This window comes from Puia sp. (genome assembly GCF_036500295.1).
Classification (GTDB): domain Bacteria; phylum Bacteroidota; class Bacteroidia; order Chitinophagales; family Chitinophagaceae; genus Puia.
In genome coordinates, this window is sequence record NZ_DASYCH010000024.1 from 13,188 (window position 1) to 38,217 (window position 25,030).

The 25,030-nt window shown below is 55.5% G+C and carries 19 protein-coding genes; 14 read left to right on the forward strand and 5 right to left on the reverse strand.

Annotated elements, in window-relative coordinates:
• Positions 1 to 8 precede the first annotated feature (8 nt).
• From VGM48_RS05875 to VGM48_RS05910, 8 genes are all read left to right on the forward strand, one after another.
• The gene (locus tag VGM48_RS05875) at positions 9 to 1,400 is read left to right on the forward strand and encodes a TolC family protein (protein WP_331576999.1); all 1,392 of its coding nucleotides are present in this window, start codon (positions 9 to 11) and stop codon (positions 1,398 to 1,400) included.
• 5 nt (positions 1,401 to 1,405) lie between these two features.
• Entirely contained in the window at positions 1,406 to 4,633 is a 3,228-nt protein-coding gene (locus VGM48_RS05880; protein WP_331577000.1) for an efflux RND transporter permease subunit, read from the forward strand.
• Positions 4,630 to 5,724 carry an efflux RND transporter periplasmic adaptor subunit gene (locus VGM48_RS05885; protein WP_331577002.1) on the forward strand — a complete coding sequence of 365 codons (1,095 nt, stop codon included), beginning with the start codon at positions 4,630 to 4,632 and terminating at the stop codon, positions 5,722 to 5,724. The genes VGM48_RS05880 and VGM48_RS05885 overlap by 4 nt, the downstream gene beginning before the upstream one ends.
• Before the next feature lie 23 nt (positions 5,725 to 5,747).
• Positions 5,748 to 6,281 carry a PepSY-like domain-containing protein gene (locus VGM48_RS05890; protein WP_331577004.1) on the forward strand — a complete coding sequence of 178 codons (534 nt, stop codon included), beginning with the start codon at positions 5,748 to 5,750 and terminating at the stop codon, positions 6,279 to 6,281.
• An 83-nt stretch (positions 6,282 to 6,364) separates the two neighbouring features.
• A complete protein-coding gene (locus VGM48_RS05895; protein WP_331577006.1) occupies positions 6,365 to 6,901 on the forward strand; it encodes a hypothetical protein in 537 nt (178 codons plus the stop codon).
• Positions 6,902 to 6,970: 69 nt separating this feature from the next.
• A complete protein-coding gene (locus VGM48_RS05900; protein ID WP_331577008.1) occupies positions 6,971 to 9,136 on the forward strand; it encodes a TonB-dependent receptor family protein in 2,166 nt (721 codons plus the stop codon).
• Positions 9,137 to 9,242: 106 nt separating this feature from the next.
• Entirely contained in the window at positions 9,243 to 9,575 is a 333-nt protein-coding gene (locus VGM48_RS05905) for a hypothetical protein (RefSeq protein ID WP_331577010.1), read from the forward strand.
• Between the two features lie 72 nt (positions 9,576 to 9,647).
• Positions 9,648 to 10,109, forward strand: a complete 462-nt coding sequence (locus VGM48_RS05910; protein ID WP_331577012.1) for a PepSY-like domain-containing protein — start codon at positions 9,648 to 9,650, stop codon at positions 10,107 to 10,109.
• Positions 10,110 to 10,123: 14 nt separating this feature from the next.
• On the opposite strand, the gene VGM48_RS05915 is transcribed toward VGM48_RS05910, so the two are convergent.
• Both VGM48_RS05915 and VGM48_RS05920 read right to left on the reverse strand, forming a co-directional pair.
• On the reverse strand, positions 10,124 to 10,756 hold the full coding sequence (locus tag VGM48_RS05915; RefSeq protein WP_331577014.1) for a hypothetical protein: 633 nt from the start codon (positions 10,754 to 10,756) through the stop codon (positions 10,124 to 10,126).
• 7 nt (positions 10,757 to 10,763) lie between these two features.
• Positions 10,764 to 11,615, reverse strand: coding sequence for a hypothetical protein (locus tag VGM48_RS05920; protein WP_331577016.1), 852 nt, complete (start codon positions 11,613 to 11,615; stop codon positions 10,764 to 10,766).
• 99 nt (positions 11,616 to 11,714) lie between these two features.
• Between VGM48_RS05920 and VGM48_RS05925 the strand changes: the two genes are divergently transcribed.
• From VGM48_RS05925 to VGM48_RS05935, 3 genes are all read left to right on the forward strand, one after another.
• Complete coding sequence (locus VGM48_RS05925) at positions 11,715 to 12,980, forward strand: DUF3667 domain-containing protein (RefSeq protein WP_331577018.1); 1,266 nt, start codon at positions 11,715 to 11,717, stop codon at positions 12,978 to 12,980.
• 100 nt (positions 12,981 to 13,080) lie between these two features.
• Positions 13,081 to 14,013, forward strand: coding sequence for a nucleoside triphosphate pyrophosphohydrolase (gene mazG, locus VGM48_RS05930; RefSeq protein WP_331577020.1), 933 nt, complete (start codon positions 13,081 to 13,083; stop codon positions 14,011 to 14,013).
• A gap of 14 nt (positions 14,014 to 14,027) precedes the next feature.
• Positions 14,028 to 17,822 carry a HAMP domain-containing sensor histidine kinase gene (locus tag VGM48_RS05935; protein WP_331577022.1) on the forward strand — a complete coding sequence of 1,265 codons (3,795 nt, stop codon included), beginning with the start codon at positions 14,028 to 14,030 and terminating at the stop codon, positions 17,820 to 17,822.
• Here the strand turns inward: VGM48_RS05935 and VGM48_RS05940 are convergent.
• From VGM48_RS05940 to rplU, 3 genes are all read right to left on the reverse strand, one after another.
• Positions 17,819 to 19,456, reverse strand: a complete 1,638-nt coding sequence (locus tag VGM48_RS05940) for a DNA polymerase/3'-5' exonuclease PolX (protein ID WP_331577024.1) — start codon at positions 19,454 to 19,456, stop codon at positions 17,819 to 17,821. The two genes, VGM48_RS05935 and VGM48_RS05940, sit on opposite strands and share 4 nt — an antisense overlap.
• A 443-nt stretch (positions 19,457 to 19,899) precedes the next feature.
• Positions 19,900 to 20,172, reverse strand: a complete 273-nt coding sequence (gene rpmA / locus VGM48_RS05945) for a 50S ribosomal protein L27 (protein ID WP_331577026.1) — start codon at positions 20,170 to 20,172, stop codon at positions 19,900 to 19,902.
• Positions 20,173 to 20,196: 24 nt separating this feature from the next.
• Positions 20,197 to 20,499 (reverse strand): 50S ribosomal protein L21, encoded by a 303-nt coding sequence (gene rplU / locus VGM48_RS05950; RefSeq protein WP_331577028.1) that lies wholly within the window; start codon positions 20,497 to 20,499, stop codon positions 20,197 to 20,199.
• A 220-nt stretch (positions 20,500 to 20,719) separates the two neighbouring features.
• Between rplU and VGM48_RS05955 the strand changes: the two genes are divergently transcribed.
• From VGM48_RS05955 to rseP, 3 genes are read left to right on the forward strand one after another with little or no spacing between them, the layout of a single operon-like run.
• Positions 20,720 to 22,213 (forward strand): GH3 auxin-responsive promoter family protein, encoded by a 1,494-nt coding sequence (locus VGM48_RS05955; RefSeq protein WP_331577030.1) that lies wholly within the window; start codon positions 20,720 to 20,722, stop codon positions 22,211 to 22,213.
• 14 nt (positions 22,214 to 22,227) lie between these two features.
• Entirely contained in the window at positions 22,228 to 23,397 is a 1,170-nt protein-coding gene (locus VGM48_RS05960) for a 1-deoxy-D-xylulose-5-phosphate reductoisomerase (RefSeq protein ID WP_331577032.1), read from the forward strand.
• 54 nt (positions 23,398 to 23,451) lie between these two features.
• Positions 23,452 to 24,825 (forward strand): RIP metalloprotease RseP, encoded by a 1,374-nt coding sequence (gene rseP, locus VGM48_RS05965; protein ID WP_331577034.1) that lies wholly within the window; start codon positions 23,452 to 23,454, stop codon positions 24,823 to 24,825.
• Positions 24,826 to 25,030: the final 205 nt, after the last annotated feature.

A 25,030-nucleotide genomic window follows, 5' to 3' on the forward strand; every position in this document is an offset into this window, starting at 1 on the left:
AATCGAAAATGGCTCACTCGTGCAACCGGGCAGCCGGTCGTCTGCTGGGGTTTCTGCTCCTGCTCGCCCCGACATGCCCAGCATTGGCACAATCGACAACGACCTGTTCATTGTCCGCCCTTGTGGACTCGGCGAACCGCCATCTGCCACTTCTTCTGGAAAAGCAAGCCCTCGTGCAAAGCGCAAAGGCCGGCATCACCGAAGCAAAACACGCCTTCCTGCCCAGACTTAATGTTGTGGAAGAGCTTTCCGTCGGCTCGGCCGACGATGTCACCGGCCCCTTTTTACCCCTGCCCGGGATCTTACATTCCATCTCCGGAAGCATCACCGCCGAGCCTAATTACCAGGCCGTCACGGGCAATATGGCTTCCCTCTACGGCGAGTACGAACTCGTCGATTTTGGCTTGAAAAGCGCAAAGATCAACAACGCAAAAGCCTTCGCCGGTTTAAGCCAGGCCGATCTCGAGAAGGAACGCTATCTGGTAAAGTGGCAGATCGGAAAGCTTTTCTTCGCCATCCTTCGCAGCCGCTATCAGTTGGCTGTCGATGCGGAAGATCTGCGGCGCTATGAATCGATGCTGACCATCACCTGCGCCCTCACCGGCTCCGGTGTCAACCCCGGCGTGGACTCCTCCCTCGCAAGAGCAGGACTCTCCCGCACCCGGGTCAACTACAACGAAGCCACCGGCGCACTCCACCGGCTCGAACAACAGCTCGCCTATCTCACCGGGATCGACCACCCCGTCATCTCCCTGGATACGGCCGTCGCCAATCTACCGGTCCTGCCCATGGACACCGCCGCCGCCCCGCTCAATCCTCTCGCCGACTACTTCGCCAAACAAAAGCAACAGTATAGCTCACAAGCCGATCTGGCTCGCAAGAGTTATCTCCCGAAGGTCCTCCTTGGAGCGGGTGGCTGGGCCCGGGGGTCGTCCATTCAGTACAACAATCTCTACGGATCGGCAGGGGAGGGATTGGGCTATCAACGTTTCAATTATCTCGCCGGCCTGGGCATTACGTACGACCTGTTCAACGGCATCCATCGCCGCGATCGTCTGTCCGTCATCGACGGCCAGGTAAAAGCCGCGGATTATGCCCTCCGGCAACAGCAGCTCCAGCTGCAAACCCAACAACGTCAGGCCGAGGAATCCATTCGGATTGCCCAGGCCAACTTGCTCGAGTTGCCCAGCCAACTCCACGCAGCCACCGACGCCTACCATCAGAAGGAAGCCCAATATCAGGCCGGCGTGATCAACCTCGTCGACCTTGTCAACGCGTCTTTCGAATTATTCCAGGCGCAGTCGGCCTATATACGCACGGTTAACGACTGGTACACTGCCAATCTCGACAAGGCCGCCGCTACCGGAAACCTCGACCAATTCATCCAAACAGTAAAATAAACACCATGGTTAAGACAGCTTTGAAAAGGCCCATTACGATCGTGGTGCTCTTTTTTGGTTTGTTACTTTTTTCGGTGATGGCGATACGTTCTATTGCCATCGATATCTTTCCAAACCTGAACCTTCCCGTCATCTATGTGATCCAGCAGTACGGCGGAATGGATGCCAGACAAATGGAAGGATTCTTCTCCACCCGGATGCAGGACCACTTTCTCTATATCGACGGCGTGAATAATATTGAAAGTAAAAGCATCCAGGGGCTTACCCTGATCAAGCTCAGCTTCTATGAGAACACCGATATGGCGGAAGCGGCAGCGGAAGTCGCCATTCAGGTCAATCGCTGCCAGTCCTTTTTCCCACCCGGTACCCTGCCGCCGGAGGTAGTACGCTTCGACGCTTCCTCGCTCCCCGTCGGGGAACTCGTCTTTAGCAGCAAGACCCGTTCGCTGAATGACATCTTCGATATGGCCAATACACTCGTCCGGCCGCTCTTCGGCCGGATACAGGGGCTTTCTGCACCGCCGCCCTTCGGCTCCAACTCGCGATCGGTGATCATCAAGGTCGATCCCCTGAAGCTCCGCGAATTCAACATTTCACCGGAAGCCGTGGTAGAAGCTCTCGGCAAGAACAATTCCATGACGCCTTCCGGCAGCGTCCGCATCGACAGTACGATGTATATCGCTTCGATGAACTCCCAGGAACAACGGGTCAGGGACTTCGGCGATATCCCGATCGCCAGCAAAGGCGCGAGCATGATCACCGCAAAGGACATCGCCCTGGTGGAAGACGCTTCGGATATCGTTGTCGATTATGCCCTCGTCAATGGAAAACGATCGGTCTACTTTCCGGTGGTGAAGACGCCCAGCGCTTCGACCTGGAGTGTGGTACAGGGCCTGCGAAAGGAGATCCCCGAGATGCAGAGCCTGCTGCCCGACGACGTACGCATCAGCTATGAATTCGACCAAAGCATCTTCGTTATGAATGCTGCGAAAAGCCTGATGACGGAAGGCATCCTCGGGGCGGTCCTCACCGGCCTGATGGTCCTCCTCTTCCTCCGCGATTGGCGCAGCAGCCTCGTGGTGATCATCACGATCCCCGTAGCTGTACTCGGCACCGTACTCTGTCTGAAGCTCGCGGGCCAGACGATCAATATCATGACCCTCAGCGGCCTAGCGCTGGCGATCGGGATCCTCGTCGACCAGGCCACCGTTACCATCGAGAACATCCATCAGCACCTCGAGATGAACAAGCCAAAGCGAAAAGCCATCCTCGACGCCTGTCTGGAGATATCCTTCCCGCTGCTGCTGATCCTGCTCTGCATCCTCGCGGTCTTCGCGCCCTCCTTCGTGATGAAGGGCGTCCCAAAAGCGATGTTCCTGCCCCTGGCATTGTCCATCGCCTTCGCGATGATCATCTCCTACATCGCCGCCCAGACCCTGGTTCCCATTCTGTCCAACTGGCTGCTCAAAGCGGAGATGTTCCAGCATTATCAGCACACCGGCATCCACGCCCACGCAGGATTGGCGCTGGACCACAAAGAGGTCCAGGAGGTCAACGCCCATACCCGGCAGGACGAACGGCATAGCAAAGAGAACGGACTCTCCCAGCGGATGAAGATAGGCCTGCTTCACCGGCTCAACCGCTGGATGCCCCGGCGGAAGCCCATCGTTGTCGCCTATCTCATCGGTTCCCTCGGCCTCGCAGCCCTTTGTGTCGGCGTCATCGGCAAGGACATGCTGCCGCACTCCAATGCCGGTCAGATGCAACTCCGCGTACGCGGACCGGAAGGCACCCGCCTGGAAGTCACCGAACGGACGGTGAAGGGCATCCTTACCATCATCGACTCGGCCGTGCAAGGCCATGTAGCCATCAGCTCGGCCTTCGTGGGTACCGTATCGCCAAACTTCGGCCATAGCAACCTGTATGTGTTTAACAGCGGATCCCACGAAGGGCTTCTTCAGATCCAGCTCGAACCGGACTATAATGTCGACATGGATGAATTAAAGGAAAGGATCCGCGGGCTTATCGCGGAAAAATATCCTCGCGTGGGCCTTTCCTTCGAGCCCATCGAGCTGACGGAAAAGTTGATGGCCCAGGGCGCCGCAACCCCCATCGAGGTCCGGGTGGCTTCCAAGAATCTCCCCGACGCAGCCGCCTTTGCCGGAAGACTGGTCGCAAAACTAAAGGCCATTCCCTTCCTGCGCGATGTCGCAATGGCTCAGCCGATGAAAGTGCCGACCATCAGGATCGGATTCGATCGTCAGAAACTGGCCCAGATGGGATTGGGGATCGACAATGTCTCCCGAAACGTTTCCGATGCCACGGCCTCCAGCCGGTATACCCTCAAAAACCTCTGGCTAAACGAAAAAACCCAATATACCTACAACGCGGAAGTGCAGATACCCGAATACCGGATGAACTCGCTTACCCAACTGATGGAGGTTCCTGTAGTGCCGGGAAAGATGCGTCCGGTTCTGGGAGACGTGGCCGATCTCTCTATCGATTCGGTGCCCGGAGAATACGACCGCGCGGGACCTCGCCGGTTCATCACCGTCAATGCAAACATTTATAAGAAAGACCTCGGCACAGCGACGGCGGCAGTGCAAAAAGCGGTCGATGAGCTCGGTACGCCCCCGCGCGGGCTGGTGACCGAGGTCAAAGGGATGTCCTCCCTGCTAACGGAAACCCTTAACTCCCTGCAAAGTGGACTTCTGGCGGCAATCGTTATCATCCTTCTCCTGCTGGCAGCCAACTACCAAAGCTTCGGCCTGTCGGTCGCCGTCTTATCGACGATCCCGGCCGTGATCACAGGTGCGCTGCTCCTGCTGCTGGCTACAGGCGCGACGCTCAATCTCCAATCCTATATGGGGATCATTATGTCGGTGGGCGTATCGGTAGCCAACGCCATCCTCATCGTCACCAACGCGGAATCGCTCCGCCTGGAATATCGCGACCCGTTCAAGGCAGCAGCCATGGCCGCCAGTATCCGGCTCCGGCCGATCCTGATGACCAGCTTCGCGATGATCGCGGGGATGATCCCCATGGCTTCCGGTCTCGGGGAAGCCGGTGACCAGTCCGCACCGTTGGGCCGCGCCGTCATCGGCGGTCTCGCTGCCTCAACGCTTGCCGCACTCTTCATCGTACCCCTGGTCTATGGCTGGATCCAACAGAAACAATCCTATCAATCGGTCTCCCTGCTCCCGGAAGAGGAACCATCAACTCAGACAATATGAAGCGTTTTCGAAACTCCATTTGCATTGCGACCCTCCTCATAACAACCATGGTCACCGGCTGCAACGACGGTAAAGGAGCCCCCGCAAAAACAGAAACCCCCGTAGCTGCACCGGCACAACAAACCCTCACGCTGCAGAAAGGCGCACTGTCCCAGCTGGTAAAACTCCCGGCCCAACTCGCCTCCTTCGAAGAAGTGAGCATCTTTCCCAAAGTCAACGGGTACGTAAAGGAGGTGTTCGTCGACGTCGGATCGCAGGTACACAAAGGACAAACCCTCATGACCCTCGAAGCACCCGAACTCGAACAGGCCAGCACCCAAGCAAAAGAACGCTATGCCCGCGCAAAGCTCGACTACACCATCAGCGCCGAGAACTACCGCCGCATGGCTAAGGCCGCCGAGACACCCGGCGCCGTCTCGCCCATGAACCTCGCCGGACTCAAAGCAAAAGCCGACGCCGACAGCACCCTGGTCAATGCCGAAAAAGCCAACTGGGACATGCAACAGGCGATCCTCGGGTATCTCAAAGTGACCGCCCCCTTCAACGGCACCATCACCGAAAGGAATGTCCACCCCGGCGCACTCGTCAGCGCCGAAGGCAAGGACGGAAAACCCATGCTCCACCTCGGCCAGATGGATCATCTGCGCCTGCAGGTCGACATCCCCGAAGGCATCGCCGCCGGTCTGCAGGACAAGGACACGATCCGGTTCTTCCTCAGCGCCTATCCCGGCAGAAAGTTTACCGGCCACGTCACCCGCAGGTCCGGCCTCGTCAACAGCCAGTTCCGCGCCGAACGCATGGAGCTCGATGTGTACAACAAGGATGGCAAACTGGCTCCCGGCATGTATGCCGACGTACTCTTCTATTCCAAGGGCAACACGGAAGCCTTTACCGTACCCCGCACCGCCATCGTCACCTCTACCGAACGCAAATACGTCATCGCCATCCGCGACGGCAAGACCGTTCGCGTCGACGTGGCCACGGGCAACGAATCCGCCGACAAAACCGAGATCACCGGCGACCTGCGCCCCGGTGAGAACATCCTCGCTCACGCCAGCGACGAAACCCCCGAAGGCACGGCAGTAAAATAATTCCCAACAAAGAAATTCTCAAAATGAAAAAGCTTATCATTCTCATCGCCATCGTTCTCTTCACGGAACCCATGATCGCCCAGGCCGCTACCACCCAGGCCGCCACCAATCATGCCGCCCCTGCGCAACCCGCCGCCCCGCATGCCGGGTCCGTCGTCGTTCCCCCCGCCGTCCTCACGGCCTTCACCACCCGCTTCCCCAACGCGCAACTCCACGACTGGCAACAACGCCCCGAAGGCTATATCGCCGGCTTCAAACAGAACGGCAGGAAGCTCTTCGCCTACTACACCGCCGACGGCACCTGGAAAGGAACCGAGACACCCATCAAATGGACAAAGAACCTCCCCGCCGCCGTCCGCGAAGGCTGGAAGAACAGCAGCTATGGCGCCTGGTATGTCGAGGATATAAAGAAGATCGACCAGCCCGACGGCCCGCTGTACGCCCTTCATATCGACAACGGCAGCACCCTCGACTCCGACCACGCCGACGCCTTCCGGGAGGAATACGTCATTTTTTTCAACGAAACCGGGCAACTCGTCCGCAAGGACCGCAAATAAAAAAAGGGGGGCGCCCCAGGGCGCCCCCTTAAAAATTCCGTCCCTCGAAACCCCCGCGGCCAAAAAAGACCTAAATTGTCACGTTGAAAAAACTCGCTGCGATACTGCTTATCGGGATCCTCTTCTTCAATTGGTACGGCTACCGCCTGCTCACCAACTACTGGCAACAGCAGGCCACCCGCCGCCTCGAATCCCGCATCCAGCAGAACGACTACGACGAGTCCAGCCTCATCTCCATAAAGCTACCCATCAAAAGCCTGTCCTACTATAACCCCTCCAACGAGTGGGAACGCCTCGACGGTCAGATCATCATCAGTGATGTCGCCTACCAGTATGTAAAACGCCGCATCACCGGCGACAGCCTCGAACTGCTCTGTCTCCGCAACACCGAAGAGACGGAGCTCGGCAAAGCCGGCAACGAATTCTTCGGGAAAGTCAACAACTTCCCCAACTCAAAGCCGGCTCAGCAAAAAGACTTCCAGAAACTCTTCAGCCCCGAAACCCAAACGGCGGTGCTGATAGCCCCCGGCCCCATAAAGACCCCCCGGGCAGGGTACCTCACTCCCCAAACACTCCCCGGCCACGCACCTCGTGCCATGCGCCCCCCGACTATCGCCTGATCACCCCCAACATCGAAACATCCCACAACAAACAGGGCATGGCAAAGCCATGCCATCAACAAGCTCATTATGCCCAAAAAATTCATTCTAACCATACTGACTGTGATCGGTGCGCAGCTTCTATACGCGCAGCAAACCCTCGACAGCGTCTATATCCGGACCTCCCCCGCCCGCATCCTCCCCGAGGTACAGGGCACGATCATCTTCTCCGGTAAACGCACAAACGATATCCTTCCCGACTCGACACTCGCCAACCTGGCCGCGAATATGACCCGCATGACCTTCGCCCGCATCCCCGGTATCAACGTCTGGGAAATGGACGGGGCCGGCACTCAGGTAAACATCGGCTCCCGCGGAACCGACACCCACCGCAGCATCGAGATGAACATGCGGCAAAACGGTTATGTCACCAATTCCGACGCCTTCGGCTATCCCGAAGACCATTATACCCCACCCATGCAGGGCATCCGCGAAGTCCAGCTCGTCCGCGGCTCCTCGGCCCTGCAGTTCGGCCCGCAATTCGGCGGGATGATGAACTACATCATGAAGGACGCCGATCCCAGCAGACCCCTCGCAATCGAAAGCGAACAAACCGGCGGCCCCCATAATTTTTTCAATTCCTTCAACTCCGTCGGCGGCACCACCAACTCCGGGAAGTTCAGCTACTACGCCTACTACGATAGCCGCCACGGCGACGGCTGGCGCCCAAACGCCGCCTTCAACTATCACGCTTATTACGCGAACCTGACCTGGCATTTCACCGAAAAAACAAAGCTCAGCCTCCAGTTCTCCCGCATGGACTATGTCCAGCAGATCGCCGGCGGCCAGACCGACTCGCAGTTCATCCATAACAGCCGCTTCTCCAACCGCGCACGGAATTTCTTCAACCCGGAGATCAATATCCCGGCGCTGGTATTCTCGAGCGAACTGTCGGCCTCGACAAGGCTCTCCATCGAGACGCATTATCTCAACGGCCAGCGCAACAGCGTCCAGTTCATCAACACGCCGAATATCGCCGATACAGTCAACCGCGCACTCAACACGTACAATCCCCGCCAGGTCGACCGGGACTACTACAGCGGCTTCACCACCGAAGCCCGCATCCTCCACACCTATAACCTCGGTAACATCGACGGGACTCTCAGCGGCGGTATCCGCTTCAGCGACGAGACCACCCGGCGCAAACAAAAAGGCGCGGGCACCATCGGCAGCGACTTCGACCTCAGCCTGGTAAAACCCTATGGCATCGACCTCCACCTCCATACCAACAACTACGCCGTCTTCGCCGAGAATCTCTTCCACCTCACCCGCAAGCTAAGTGTCACCCCCGGCGTTCGCTACGAGGTCATCGACTCGAAGCTCGACGGACTCATCGTCAACCAAACCTTCCCCGTGCACTATAAGGGCAACCGCAGCTTCCCACTCTTTGGCCTCGGACTCCAATACCAGGTCAACGCCACGACCCAACTTTATGCCAACGGCTCCCAGGCCTACCGGCCCTATCTCTATGCCAATATCACCCCGGCCGACCAGATCGGGCTCATCGACCCTAACATGAAGGACAGCAAGGGCTACGATCTCGACCTGGGCTATCGCGGCACCATCGGCACCTGGCTCACCTTCGACATCGATGGCTTCTATCTGTACTATGGTAACCGCATCGGCCAGCTACAGCTGTTCAACGCCGCCAACACACCCTATCTCTACACGACAAACATCGGCAACTCGGGCGACGCCGGCATCGAAGCCTATACCGAGTTCGGCCTCTGGCGGCCGCTCACCGGCAGCCACCGCGATTTCGATCTCAAAGTCTTCAACTCCCTGTCGTACAATCATGCCCGCTATCAAACCGGCTCGATCAACAACAACGGCCACAACCAAAGCCTGAAGGGCAACCGCGTCGAAGGCGTACCCGACTGGATCGATCGTGCCGGCGTCACCGCCCGGGCCGGCCCGGTGAAAGGACTCGTTCAATATTCTTATGTGGGAAATGGCTACAGTGACGCCACCAATACCGCCTATACCCCCACCGGGGTCATCGGCTACGTGCCGTCCTATCATGTCTGGGATGCATCCATTGAATGGCACTTCGGCAATCACTACCGGCTATCCGGCGGTCTCAACAACATCGCCGATGCCCGCTACTACACCCGCCGGATCAATATGTATCCCGGTCCCGGTATCCTCCCGGCCGACGGTCGAACGGCTTATATCTCCTTTGGCGTAAAATTCTAACGCAGCTACCCACCACCTTGGGTACCTGCTGACGAAAGGAAGCGGAGATGACAGGATGCTCCATTTTAGTCTTTTATTAGGGTTTATTTGTCTATATTTGAGTCGAATGAAAAAAGTGCGTAACAAATATATCGGATTGATCATTATCCTGCTGGCGGTTACCGCTGCAGGATTCTTCCGTGCGCACAACGGGACCGCGACGCCGCCTCCAAAGCTGGTCCGTTCCACCCCGGTCCCGAAGTTCAGGGATGCGGTCATCGCCGCCCGGTATCATCAGAACCACTTCAAACGTCATCGATTCCACTTCAACGGTTTGCTGCCGGTAACACAGGACACGATGATTCCCATCGTGACTGGCGCATACCCCGTTGCCCAGGTACAGGTTCAATCCTTTTCCACCCCTTCAACAGCCCGGCTCCGGGGCCCGCCTGCTGCCTGATCCCCTCCGGCAGGTATCTTTCTTTTTACTACTCACAACGGCCCGCTGGGCCAAACAAAAAAACAAGCAACCATGAAGAAATTAATGGCAGCCATAGCCTCTTTTATCCTGATTCAGGGAATCTCCGCGCAGTCCGTGTCTATTGAAAACGTTCCCCGTTCCGTCCAGTCCGCTTTCTACAACCAGTTTCCGCCCGCTTCCCTGAAAAAATGGGAGGTTCGTAAGGAAGGCTACATCGCCGTCTTCAAGCTCGACGGCCGGAAACAATATGCCTATTACACCGCCGATGGGAAATGGGTGGCCACCGAAACCCGGGTAAGAAGAACCCGTCACCTCCCCGCCGACGTCCACACGGCCTGGCTCAACAGCGGGTATGCCGACTGGTATGTCCACAACATCAGAAAACTAGAGACCGCCGATGGCCATAGCTACGTAATGCATCTGAATAGCGGCAGCACGCTGGATGCCAACAAGGTCGATGCCTTGAACAGGGACCACGTCCTGGTGCTGGCCGGCCAGCCCGCGCTGTTTTAAGTAAAGCACCGTGGCTAATTGAGGAATCCCCAGTCGACCACGCGTCGCAAATATTGTTTATCCCGGATAACAAAGGTGTACTCAACACCTTTGTTATCTATGTTTAGCAGATAGATGTAAAAACTATGCTTGTCATTCGATAAAAAGACCCCATTCCGGCTCCTCGTCTCGCCATTCTCCCGGAAGCTGAACTTCGGATCGTAAAGATCGAAATACGCCGTTGGCGGAACGGCAACCGTATCCTTTCCCACCAGCACCGTGATCGACTCGATCGTCGTATGCGGCGGCTGCCCGATGATGCCCCCATAATACGGTTTTCCGTCGATCCGCAACAGATGCCCCTCCTGCATCATCAGCTTATGCTTCGACGGAAAGAAGATACCCGTCTTGATCGTCACCTGGATATTATCGTTGCTGTATTTGACAAAATTCGGCCCGTAATCGACTACCGGCACCTGGGTCAGGGGCGCCTTTCCGATGCTCTCATCAACCCCCGCGAGGGCAAACGAAGCCACATCGGCCCGGACCTGCTTATCCGCAACCTTCGAAAAATTATCCCTCTTATTGCGGAAATCGGGGAAATCCAGGTCCTGGGCCATTCCCGAAAGCCCACTGAACAAAAGCAAAAGCGAAAAAATTCGGCGCATGGTGGAATTATTTATAGCGGTACTCGTATTCTATCGTTCCCAGCAGCTCTTTTTGTTTGTTGAAGCACTGATCCTTTATCTTTAGCCCCTTCTCATCGTCGTAAGTGTAAAACCATTTCTGATAAAAACTGTTGCCTTCTTCGGGCACAACCAGCATCGACCGGAGCCGGCCTTCGTCGTATTCGAACATCTGCAGCGGCAAAAGGCGCTTTGCCCTGGGACTATAACGAACGATATCCGTCATCCGGTTGTCTTCATCGTAGTAATAGTAGATGGTCGGCAGTTCCTGCCCCAGCCGGCTGCTGCGCTCTTCGGCGATATTCCCCTTCTCATCGGTGACAAACCGGACAGAGGTGGTATCCGTTCCGTTCTTGATCTTCAGCATCGACAACGGCCTGCCCGGATGCGCGGGATCATAGCTCCACAGATGCTGCTCAGTGGCCTTCATCTGATTGTCCGTCTCGATCGAGGTATTATTGATCGAAATTATCATGCCCCGACCCTCGGGGTCATACTCATATCTCGTTTCGCTTTGATAAGTATCACTGGTGTCCAGATTCCTTATGATCCGGCCGTTCACATATTGGGTAATATTCCAACTGTCCGTCGATCCCGCCGTCTTGGTGTGGGTAACCATCTGCGTATAGTCATCCGACAGCTCCTGATCTCCCACAAACCCATCGGTGGGCTTCCCATCTGACTCCAGGCTCTTCAGGGTCACCGATTTAACCCGGTCGTCCGCAAACACCTTCCAGCGGGCATTGTTCTGCCGCGTAACCACCAGGTCTTTGTAAAGGAATTGGGCATGCAACGTCCCGCCAAGTACCAATCCGAGCAAACAAGCAAAAACACACTTCATAGATATCACAAATTTAAACCAACTCTCCTAACGAAAAAACCGTCAATTTAATACGCGAAACCCCTTCGTTTGGCTTATTTTAGGCGAAAATTAACTGCTTTGTCGCATTTACATGAAAGAAAGGAAACAAATTGCCTGAATTGCCAGACTGAAGTCGTCGGCCGCTACTGTCATAAATGCGGTCAGGAGAACCTGGAACCCAAGGAAACCGTATGGCACCTGGTCCAGCATTTCTTCAATGACATCACCCACTTCGACGGGAAGTTCTTCGACACGGTAAGATACCTGATCCGCAGGCCCGGCTTTCTTTCCCTGGAGTACATGCGCGGCCGCCGGATGGCCTATCTCAACCCGATCCGCATGTACGTCTTCACCTCGGCCATCTTCTTCATCATCCTGTATTCGATCACCAGGCCCGAGAACATGGCTAAAGGATTAAGTGCGGATAAGACCGAAAAAGCATCGGGTGCAAAAAAACTGGCAGACCTCGTCGGCGACACGGCGCACTATCGCAAATTAGCGGAAAGCTCCGAAGACGAGGACGATCGGCAAGACTTTCGCGAACGGCTGGAGCATCGCCTGATCGAGATCGCGGCCATAAAAAAGACCTATGGCGACACGACAAAAAAGGCCTTTTCACGGAAAGAACTGAACACCATACTCTTCACCGCCTACACGGATTCCCTCCAACAGGGCGATGTCGACGTCGCCAAAACAAAGCGGTTCCAGCGGGCCGTCCGCAATTATTCTCTCACCGCCGGTGAAGGCGGGGAGGATAATTTCAACTTCATGGGCACCGACGTCACCTACAATAGCGTCGTACAATACGATTCCGCAGAACATGCCCTGCCCGACAGCCTCCGCGACGGCTGGCTCAAACATTTCATCACCCGCCGCGGCATCATCATAAAACAGGAATGGCATGAGGACCGGGGCCGCTTCATCGAACACCTGGTCGAGAATATCCTGCACTCCTTTCCCAAGATCCTCTGGATCTCGCTCCCCATCTTCGCGATGATCCTCAATATTCTCTATTTCCGGCACAAGAAGAAGTTTTTCTACGTCAACCATGGCATCTTCACGATCCACGTCTATTGTGCCACCTTCATCCAGCTCTTCCTGTTCATAATCCTGTATTCCATCCATGGCGCCACCACTATTGAATGGTTGCGTATATTCTTAAATTTGGCGAACTTCGCTATCTTCCTGTGGATGCTCATCTACCTCTATAAGGCCATGCGGGGCTTCTACGGGCAGCGGAGGGCAAAAACCCTCCTGAAGTATTTCATCGTTATGAGCCTGATGTTCTTCATCAATCTCTTCCTGCTGGTCCTCTTCCTGCTGATCTCTGTGTTCTCGGTTTAGGAGTGGATTGGCCATTGAGACCGCTGGAAGCGGTCCGTCCGAAGGACAGAGTTTAGCGGATAAATCTGGGATGCGCAGCATCCCGCAAAAACAGCGACACATGAATGCAAATACAGTAGCTTTCGAGCGCCTGGTGAAAATAATGGACGAACTCCGGGAGCAATGCCCCTGGGATAAAAAGCAAACCCTCCAGACCCTCCGGCCCCTCACCATCGAAGAAACCTACGAACTCGCCGACGCCATCACCGAAAACGACTGGAAAGGCGTCAAAGAAGAGATCGGCGACCTCTTCCTTCATCTCGTCTTCTACACCCGTATCGGTAACGAGCAGGGGCAGTTCACCCTCGCCGAAGCCCTCGACGGCATCTGCGACAAACTCATCTCCCGCCACCCCCATATCTACGGTCCGGGCGGTACAGCCGCCGCCGCGAACCCTGATGCCGCCACCGCCAACCCGGATGCTGCCGCCGCGAACCCTGATGCCGCCACCGCTGACCCGGCCACCGGCTCCGTAAGCATCCCCGCCTATGCCTCCACCCCCGGCCTCGTCGAAGTCAAAACCGAAGAGGACGTCAAACGCAACTGGGAGCAGCTAAAGCTCAGGGAAGGCAAAAAATCCGTCCTTTCCGGCGTCCCGGTCTCCCTCCCCGCCACCGTAAAAGCCACCCGCCTCCAGGAAAAAGCCGGCAAAGTCGGCTTCGAATGGGACGAGACGGCCCAGGTCTGGGAGAAGGTCCGGGAAGAAATGGCCGAACTCCAGGAAGCCATCGCCGAAGGCGACCAGAACAAGATCGAAGAAGAATTCGGCGATCTTTCCTTCTCCCTGATCAATTACGCACGGTTTTTGCATATAGACGCGGAGAACGCCCTCGAACGGACGAACAAGAAATTCATCGCCCGCTTTACCCGCATGGAAGAAGAAGCCCGTTCCCGCGGTAAATCCCTGGCCGACATGACCCTGGCAGAAATGGATGCGCTCTGGGATCAGATCAAAAACCAACAGCGGGCCCAACAGCCGGCTGGTCCGAAATAAAAAAACGCCCCGGATTGAAGTCTTTTTTCGTCGATATCTTTCGTAGGAACATCTACCTCCTCCTGGCCGCCTTCGTGCTGTTCATCAGCGGGTACTTCCTCAACCTCTACTTCAGCAGCGACGCCTCGATCGCCGTCCTGCGCAACTCCATCCAATCCTCCCTGCAGCAACGGCAGCAGGACTTCATCCGGCTCACAAAAGACACCGCATACCTTGACCGCCTGGCCCGGAACCGCTACTCCAAGCCCGAACTCGAAGCCGCCCTCAAAAAAGAATACGGCATCTTCCTCTATCGAACCGATTCCGCCGGCAACCCCGACGCCCTCCAATTCTGGAGCGACCAGCGTTCCACGCCCACCCCGGCCATCCTCAACGGCGCGGACGGTACCGGGTTCATCCAGCTGAGCAACGGGCAGTACGACTATATCCGCGCGACTATTCCTACCCCGGACGGCCGCCCGATGATCGCCATCGCACTGATCCCCATTCGCTGGCAATACTTCATTTCCGTCACCAACCTGACCCCCGAATTTGTCGACAACTCCTCGGCCGAAGCCCGGGTCCAGATCGTCACGAACGCCACCGCATTCCCCGTCAGGGACTACCGCGACAACATCCTCTTCTACCTGGAAAAGCGCGCCGGCTACCACGCCTCCGCCCATAACTGGCCCATCCCCCTCGTCATCCTGCTGGGGACCTTCCTGATCCTGATCATCATCCACAACATCGCGCACACCATCCGCGAGAAATGGGGCGCTGCCTGGGGTATCGGCTTCCTGGTCACCGTCATCCTCCTGCTGCGAACCATGATCTATGTCTCGCCGGGCATGCTCAACCTCCGGCAGTTCGACCTCTTCGACCCCAGCATCTATGGCTCGAGCTTCGTCCTGAAATCCCTGGGCGATCTCCTCATCAACTCCTTTCTCTTCTGCTGGATCATCCTCTTCGTCAGGCGGGAGCTCAGCGACTATACCATCCCGCAATCCATCCACCGCTGGCGCAACTGGTTCTGGATCGCCGTGGGCATCGCCCTGCTGGTCGTGACCACCTTCGAATTCGCCAATATCGTCCAGTCCCTCGTCCTCGACGCGAAGATCTCCTTCAACGTCACCAACTTCTTCAGCCTCCTCAACAACTATAGTTTTATCGGCTTCCTGGCCCTCGCGGCCCTTGCCCTGGGTTACTTCTTTCTGTCCCAGGTGCTCTTCCAACTGATCGGCTACCTCATCCGCAGCCTGTCCATCGTGCTGTATATCCTCATCGCAACGATGGGCCTCATCCTGCTGACCTTCATCCCCAACCCGCTGACCGTCGAGCTCGATATCCTCGTCCTGATCTGGCTCCTCGCCTATACCTGGCTGATGCAGCGCCGTGTCTTCTTCGACCTGCGCTTCCGCTTCAATGTCTCCGAAGTGCTCTTCTGGCTCTTCATCTTCTCCACCTCCATCTCCGCCGTCATCCTCTTCGAGAACCGGAAGATGGAAGAAGACACCCGCCGGCTCGTCGCCGAACGCCTGGGCGACCGCGCCGATCCTTCCAGTGAAAAAGTCCTCAGCATCGTCTTCAACTATGTCGACAACGACTTCCTCTCCCTGAACTTTGCGCGGTTCAAAGAACCGATCTCCAACATGCTCATGAAGGACAGCATGATCAACCGCAATTTCACCGTCTACCAGGCCAATTTCGACACCCGCATCTATACCTACGACGGGGACGAAAAACCGTTGTTCAACGATCCCCCAATTTCCTACGATACGCTCAATACCATTTTTACCGTCCTGGGCAAGAACACCGATGTCCCCGATCTGAAATACTATTCACGCACCTTCGACAAATACACCTTCATCTACCGCAAGACCCTCCGCAACGATACCACGGCCAAAATGGAGGGCTACCTGTTCATTCTTTCCGAACCAAAAACCTATAAAGGCGAAGACGCCCTCGTCCCCGAGTTATTCCGCCAGAAGACGGAGAATCTCCCCGAATATTACGCCATCTATAAAAAGCGGGAACTCGTCAGCGAGAACAGCGACTACCCCTTCTCCACCCATCTCACCGACCAGCAGATACCCCCCACCGATTTCACGCATGTCAAAAAGGACGGCTTTGACGAACTCTGGCATCGTATCGGGGATGATGACTACGTAGTCGTCGTCAAACGCGATAACTCCTCCCTCGAGGACGTTACCCTGTTTGCCTATCTCTTCAGCGCCTTCCTCTTCCTCGTAGCCCTCTTCCGGCTGGCCGCCCTGCTCATCTGGAGCCGGCTGCACTGGAGCCAGCTGAAGACCTACTGGCAGATGAACATCCGGTCGCAGATCCATACCACCATCATCTTCATTAGCCTCTTTTCGTTTATCATCATCGGGGTGGCGACCATTATTTTCTTTATCAACCGGTACAACCGCAACAACCAGGACCGGCTCAGCCGGGCCATGCAGATCGTGGTCAGCGAGGTCCAGAGTAAACTTTCCGAACAGGGCGGCACCTATGAAGGAAAGCTTTACTACCAGGGCTCCCGGTCGCAGTTGCAAAAGCTCATCGAGGAGATCGCCCAGACCCACGCCACCGATATCAACATCTACGACCTCGACGGCAACCTGCAGGTCTCGTCCAACCTCTTTGTCTATAACAAAGGCATCCTGAGCAAGAAGATGCACCCCATGGCCTATTACAATCTGCACGACCTCAATACGATCACCTTTGCCAATGATGAGCATCTCGGCGGCGTGCCCTATCTCAGCCTGTACCGGCCCCTGCGCGATGACAGCGGCAATGCCTATGCCTTTCTTAATATCCCCTCTTTTACGACCCAGGATGAACTGAATGAAGAGATCTCCAATTTCCTCGTGACCATCATCAACCTCAACGCCTTTATCTTTTTGATCGCCGGCACCATCGCCCTCTTCCTCACCAACCGGATCACCATCTCCTTCCTGCTCATCTCAAAGAAAATGCAGGAGATCAACCTCGGGAAGACCAACGAGGTCATCGCGTGGAGCCGCAACGACGAGATCGGTGGCCTGGTCAAGGAATACAATAAGATGGTGAAAAAGCTGGAGGAAAGCGCCGTGGCCCTGGCCAAGAGCGAACGCGAAGGCGCCTGGCGCGAGATGGCCCGGCAGGTGGCCCACGAGATCAAAAATCCGCTGACGCCGATGAAACTCAGCATTCAGTACCTGCAAAAAGCCATCGACAACAACTCCCCCAATGTAAAGGAAATGGCGGCGAGCGTGGCCCGCACGCTTGTAGAGCAGATTGACCACCTGTCGAAGATCGCCTCCGACTTCGCCCAGTTCGCCAATATCGGCAACCCCAAAAAGGAAGTGTTCGATCTCCACGAGATGCTCTATTCCCTCGTCTCCCTGTACGAGACCACCGAAAATCTATTGTTCAAATGGGTGCCGGTGCACCATAAAATTCACGTCTTTGCGGACAAGACCCAGCTCAACCGGCTGTTCACCAATCTGCTGCAAAACGCCCTCGAAGCTTGTGTAAATAAGACCCGCCGGGTCATCAGCGTCAGCGAAGAAGTGCTCGAAGATAGTATCCTCATAAAGGTCACCGACAACGGCGAAGGTATTCCCCTCGAAATGCGATCCAAGATCTTCATCCCCAATTTCACCACCAAGTCCAGCGGCACCGGCCTCGGCCTCGCCATGAGCAAGACCATCGTCGAACAGGCCAAGGGGAAGATCTGGTTCGAAACCGTAGAAGGGGAGGGCACCACCTTCTTTGTGGAACTGCCCATCCTGCGGGCCTCACAGGCAAATATCACCGCCGCCCCATCTCCCGCCGCGGCTTCCTAAATCCCTTTTCCACTCCTCGTCTCGAACAACCATTCTTTAAACTCCTCCAACCCAAAACTGCTCAGGTTCTGCGCCGGCGTCACGCCCGCCTTCTGCGCCGCCAGCACCCCATACCGCACGACGTCGATCCCTGCCACCGAATGCGCATCGGGATCGATCGAGATCATCGCCCCCTGCTCCAGCGCATAGCCGATCCAGCGCCAGTCCATATCCAGCCGCCGCGGATGCGCGTTCAGCTCGATCACCACACTATTGGCCACGCAGGCATCGACGATGGCTTTATGGTCGATGGGATAACCCGGCCGGCTCAACAGAAGCCGTCCGGTCAAATGCCCCAGAATGGTCGTATAGGGATTCTCGATGGCGTTGAGCAGCCGGCCCATCGCCTTCTCATGGCTCATCTTCAAATTGGAATGTACGCTTGCAATAACCAGGTCAAAACCCGCCAGCACATCGACCGCATAGTCCAGCGCCCCATCATTTAGGATGTCGGCCTCGATGCTCTTGAAAATAGTAAACGGCGCCAGTTTCCGGTTCAATTCATCGATCTGCGCATGTTGCTCCCGGATGCGGTCTTCCTTTAGCCCATTGGCATAAAAAGCGCTCTTGCTGTGGTCGCTGATGACGAGGTATTCGTAGCCGCGCTGGATACAGCCCGCGGCCATCTCTTCGAGGGTATTGGACCCGTCGCTCCAGTTACTATGACTATGGATCACGGCCCGGATATCCTTGGGCTCGATCACCGGTCCCCAGTCTTTCAGCCCGCGTTGTTCCCGGCGCACCGGCGAAAGGTAGGGCATTCCCACTGCGGAGAACAAGGCCTCCTCGTTTACGCAAGCCCCGGTCGCATTCCACCCTTCCTTCTCTTTCAGGTGCTCCAAAAACTCGCCGCTACAGCTCGTCTCGAAAAGCACCCGCACAAAGTCCCCCGCCGCGGCATGCACGAACCCGACTTCCACGCTCACCGTTTCGCCGCCGGTCTTTTCCACCGTCTCAGCCAAAGTTCTCATCGCCGCGTCCACCTCCACCGTCGTCACCCATTCCAGCTTCTCCACCACTTCCAGCTGCCGCCGGAGATCCCCCGTCAACGCAAACTGCTCTCCGGGGAAAGCCGCTTTCAGCGCGGCATCCAGCCTCAGCGCAAGTCCCTCCACCTCCGCGAAGAGATGGCTGCCGGCATGTTTCAGTCTGAATTCGATCGCGTCACGCACATTCTGCTGCGTCTTCTCGCCAAATCCCTTGAAGAGGAGCAGCCGGTTTTCCTGGCAGGCGTACAGCAGTTCGCCAACCGATTCCACCTCCATCTCCTTCCAGATGGTCGCGATCTTCTTGGGCCCAAGTCCCTTTATCTGGAGCATCTCGATCACCCCGGCCGGGGTCTTATGGATGATTTCCTTCAGGGCCCTCAGCTCCCCGGTCTGCTGGATCTCCAGTATTTTCTTTCCGATGGCGTCGCCGATCCCCCGGATGGCGGTCATCTTCTCCAGCGGCAGCCCCTCCACCGAAGGGATCTTTTCCAGCGTAAACGCCGCCACGGAATATGATTTTGCCTTGAAGGAATTCTCGCCATGGATATCCATCAACTTGGACAGCAGGCTAAACTGCCCCGCAATATAGTCGTTATCGATAGTCATGCGCCTAAGTTACACCATCCCCCGCAAACCCGCACAGGCCCCAAACCCACGCGGTTGAAACCCGCGCCCAGCCTCACTTTCCACACCCCATAAAAAAATCCCGGCCTCGACCGGGATAAATGAAAAAGGCCCGAATTACTTCGGGCAGGCCAGACCAGAGTCTGGCGGCCGAAGGCCAATCTTAAAATGAAAAGGCCCGAATTGCTTCGGGCCTTACTATTTTCTGCCAAACTAAGGAAGAACTATTTCTTCTTTGCAGCTTTCTTAGCAGCTTTCTTCTTGGGAGCAGCTTTCTTTTTAGGAGCTGCCTTTTTCTTAGCGGCTTTTTTTGCAGTTGCCATTTTTTTTGAATTTAAATTGGTTAGTAAAACAATTTACACCCATAAAAATAGAAACTTCTTTGGAAGTTCCAAAAAAAAGTTTTGAAAAATCCAAAAAATGTTCTAAGCACCTGCTTCAACCGCTACCGCGTTGACGCTGACAAAGGTCTTATCAGCTTTTCCTTTGCGGAATTCAACGGTACCGTCGGAGAGAGCAAACAGCGTAAAATCTTTGCCGACGCCAACGTTCTTGCCGGGGTGATATTGTGTACCACGCTGACGAACGAGGATATTGCCGGCAATTGCAGGTTGACCACCAAAGATCTTAACCCCTAAACGCTTGCTTTGCGAATCGCGGCCGTTCTTTACACTACCTTCACCTTTTTTGTGAGCCATATCTGAAAGTTTGAGACTTTTTAATTATGCGATTTCACTGATCCGAATCTTCGTATAGTGGGTACGATGACCATGCTTCTTACGAAAACCTTTCCTTCTTTTCATTTTAAAGGCGATCACCTTGTCACCCTGAACATGGTCCAGGATCTCGGCCTTGATCACTGCCTTTACATCTTTTCCAACGGCCAACTTGTCGTCGCCATGGCTAAGAAGGACTTCACCGAACTCGACTTTGTCACCGGCATTGCCCGCGATACGGGGAACGTACAAAGTCTGATCCTTTTGGACCTTGAATTGCTGCCCGGCTATTTTCACAACTGCTAACATGAGTAAATAATATTAGGGCTGCAAAGGTAAGGGGATTCAGGTGAAAAAAGAAGAAATCTCCGGAAAAATCCCCGGCGAACCCCAAAAATACCTCAAAAATCCAACCCCTCCCACGCATCCCCTCAAAACCAGCCCCTTATACCCGAAAACCACCTCCAACGCCACCCGCCGCCGCCCCATTGTCCATTGCTCAAATTCCCGTACGTTTGCCCCCATGAACATGAAGATCAAATCATTCCTTGCCAGGCCCTTTGCCTCTTATATATACAAGGCCATACAGAAGGGGATGACGACGGCGATCACTGATCAGGATGCTATTTTGAAGGAACTGTTACGGGTAGGCGGGAAAACGGTTTTTGGCGCGGAACACCGGTTGGGCGAAATAAAAACTTACGAAGAATATACTCAGGCGGTGCCCGTCAGGGACTACGAACAATTTTCCGGATATATCAATCTGATCAAGGAAGGAAGGCATAACGTACTATGGAAGGGGCAACCCATCTATCTCGCAAAGACTTCCGGCACTACCAGCGGCGTCAAATATATCCCCATTACAAAAGACTCGATAGACAATCATATTAACACCGCACGCAACGCCCTGCTTTGTTATATGTCATCCACGGGCAACACCGCCTTTGCCGACGGGAAGATGATCTTCCTCTCCGGCTCGCCCGAACTGGAAAGGGTAGGGGGCATCCCCACCGGCCGCCTCAGCGGTATCGTCAACCACCACGTCCCCGGTTACTTGCGAACCAACCAGCTCCCCTCTTACGAGACCAACTGCATCGACGACTGGGAGACAAAACTGGATAAGATCGTGGAAGAGACCCTCAGCCAGGACATGACCCTCATCAGCGGCATCCCCCCTTGGGTCCAGATGTATTTTGACCGGCTGATCGAACTGAAAAAGATGCCCATAAAGGACATTTTTCCAAATTTCTCCGTGCTCGTTCACGGCGGGGTCAATTTCGAACCCTACAAGAACCGGCTGTTCGACAGCATCGGTAAGAAAATAGATACCATCGAGACCTTCCCCGCCTCCGAAGGCTTCTTCGCCTTCCAGGACAGCCGCGAGGAAGAAGGGCTGCTGTTGAATACCAACAGCGGGATATTCTTCGAATTCATCCCCGCTGCCGAACTCAGCAAGGAAAACCCCAAACGCCTCTCCCTGAAAGACGTTACCACCGGCGAGAACTACGCGCTCGTCGTCAGCAACAACGCCGGGCTCTGGGGCTATAGTATCGGCGACATGGTTCGCTTTACATCGGTCAACCCCTGGCGCCTCGTCGTCGCGGGCCGGACAAAACACTTCATCTCCGCCTTTGGCGAACACGTCATCGGGGAAGAAGTGGAATACAGCCTGATGAAGGCGGCCGGGGAAGCAGGGCTCAATATCACCGAGTTCACCGTCGCACCGATGATCCGGCAGGAGAAAGGGAAGTCCTACCATGAATGGTTCGTGGAATTCGGCAACCAACCGGGTGACCTGGCGGCCTTCGCCGACAAAGTGGATCACAACCTCCGCGAGAAAAATATCTATTACGACGACCTCATCACGGGCAATATTCTGCAACCCCTCAAGATCCGGCCTGTTAAAAAGAACGGCTTCATCGACTATATGAAATCGGTAGGCAAACTGGGTGGTCAGAACAAGGTGCCCAGGTTGAGCAACGATCGGAACCTTGCTGTCCAACTGGAAAAATACACCGAGTAACAAACGAGAACCCCATGTCAAACACCAGCGTAAAAAAGCGCATCGCTATCTTCGGCTCTACCGGTTCCATCGGCAAACAGGCGCTGGAGGTCATCGATGCCAATCCGTCCGCTTTTAGCGTGGAGGTGCTGACGGCCCATAGCAATGACGACCTGCTGATCCGCCAGGCTCTCCACTTCAAACCCGAGATCGTCGTTATCGGCGATGAAAAGAAATACCCTCATGTAAAGAATGCGCTGGGCAGCCATCCTATCAAGGTCTTCGCCGGCGAAAAGGCGCTGGAAGAAGTGGCCGCGATGGATATCTATGATATGATGCTGGCGGCGATCGTCGGCTTCGCCGGCCTCCGCCCCACGCTCCGGGCCATCGAGAACGGTAAGGCCATAGCGCTTGCCAACAAGGAAACCCTGGTCGTCGCGGGCGATATCGTCATGCAAAAGGCCCTGGAGAGAAAGGCTCCCATCCTCCCCGTGGACTCCGAGCACAGCGCCATCTTTCAATGTCTCATCGGGGAGACCCGCAGCCGCATCGAAAAGGTCATCCTCACGGCCTCCGGCGGCCCTTTTCTTGGGAAAAAACCCAACTTCCTCGTCAACGTAAAAAGGGATCATGCCCTGCAGCACCCTAACTGGAGCATGGGCGCCAAGATCTCCATCGATTCGGCCACGCTGATGAACAAGGGCCTGGAGATGATAGAAGCGAAATGGCTTTTTGGCCTGGAACCCGATCAGGTGCAGGTTGTAGTTCATCCTCAGAGCATTATACACAGCATGATCATGTTCGAGGATGGCAGCATAAAGTCGCAGATGGGCCTCCCGGATATGAAACTGCCCATTCAGTATGCCCTTGGCTTCCCCCGGCGGATGGCGAACAGCTTTCCCCGTTACGACTTCCGCAAACCCAATACGCTCACCTTCGAAGAACCCGATACAAAGACCTTTCGCAACCTGGTTCTGGCCACAGATGCCCTCAACAAGGGCGGCAACCTCCCCTGTGTGCTCAATGCGGCAAACGAGATCGCGGTCTTCGCCTTCCTGCGCAATCGCATCGGTTTCCTCGACATGACCGACCTGGTCGAACGGACCATGCAGCAACTGCCGTTTATCGAGCGGCCCACGCTGGAAGAATATTTTGAAAGCGATGGGGAGGCCCGTAATTTTGCCGCATCGCTTATAAAACTTTAGCATTACATTTAGAAAAAAATCACCCACCTTGCCGGTGGCCATCATCAAATCCATATGGTATTCTTAGCAATCGAGTGGGCATCTGTGGGAGTCAAGGTCCTTCAATTTATATTATCCTTTTCCATCCTGGTCGTCCTTCACGAGCTTGGCCACTTCCTGCCGGCCCGCTGGTTTAAATGCCGGGTCGAAAAATTCTACCTCTTCTTCAATCCCGGCTTCTCCCTCTTCAAAAAGAAGATCGGCGACACCGAATACGGCGTCGGCTGGATCCCTTTTGGCGGTTATGTAAAGATCTCCGGGATGATCGACGAGAGCATGGACAAGGAACAGATGGCCCTGCCTCCCCAGCCTTACGAATTCCGCAGCAAACCTGCCTGGCAGCGGCTCATCATCATGCTCGGTGGTGTGACCGTCAACGTCCTGCTCGCCTTTGCCATCTTTATCATGGTGATGTGGGTCTGGGGGGAGAACTATATACCCGTTGCCAACCTCAAATATGGTCTCTACGCCGATAGCCTTGGGCGCAGGATGGGAATGCAGGATGGGGACAATATCATCGCCGTTGCCGGCAAACCCCTCGAAAGGCAGGGTTCGGCGGGCTCTGAAATGATTATGAACGAGGCCAAGACCGTCACCGTTACCCGCAACGGCCAGACCCTCGACCTTACCGTTCCCGTCGGGATCATCGGCCAGCTCAACAAGAACCGGCTCGGCGGCTTATCCATCATCCGGTTTCCCGAGGTCATCGACTCGGTGATGCCCTGGGCAAAGATCACCTCCGGCGACCTCCGCAGGGGCGACACCCTGATCGCAATGAACGGGCATCGCATTCAATTCGCGTCCGATCAGATCAAGGACACCGGCTTCCAGCATATGCGCCAGATCATGAGCAACCACCTTGTCGTGGTTCGCAACGGTCATGATACCGTGAATGTCGTTATGGAACGCAATCTCGCGAAGGACAGCGCGCTGGGCATCCGGTATATGGCTGCGGACAGTATCCTCGGCAACAAACATATTTCCTATACCTTCTTCCAGGCTGTGCCCGCGGGCGTCCACAAAGCGATCGAGACGCTGTCCAACTATATCCGCAACCTGAAGCTCCTGTTTACGTCAAAGGAAGTAAAGGCTCAGGATTCCCTTGGCAGTGTGATCAGTATTGCCGGCATCTTCCCGTCTATCTGGGACTGGCAAAGCTTCTGGATGCTCACCGGCATCTTCAGCATCCTCCTGGCGTTTATGAATGTGTTGCCCATCCCGGCCCTCGACGGCGGTCACGCCCTCTTCACCCTCGTCGAGATGATCTCCGGCCGCAAACCCAGCGATAAGTTCATCGAATATGCGCAGATGGTGGGCATGATCCTGCTCTTCAGCCTCATGGCCTATGCCCTCGGCCTCGACATCTTCCACGTATTCGGCCATAAATAAAAAAACTCGTATCTTTGTATGCTCAACGGCGCCGTCCCACCAGCGGCGCCGTTGCCGCAAAAAGCTGGGGGTGCCTGGTTTTGACAGCATAGATCTTTGAAGGTGTAAGCATGTCGTGCGTTGGATAATTAGCACGTTAATCTGAATATTCAAACTTCAAATGGCAATACTCAGTATGCCATGGCTGCCTAATCAGTGATTAGAT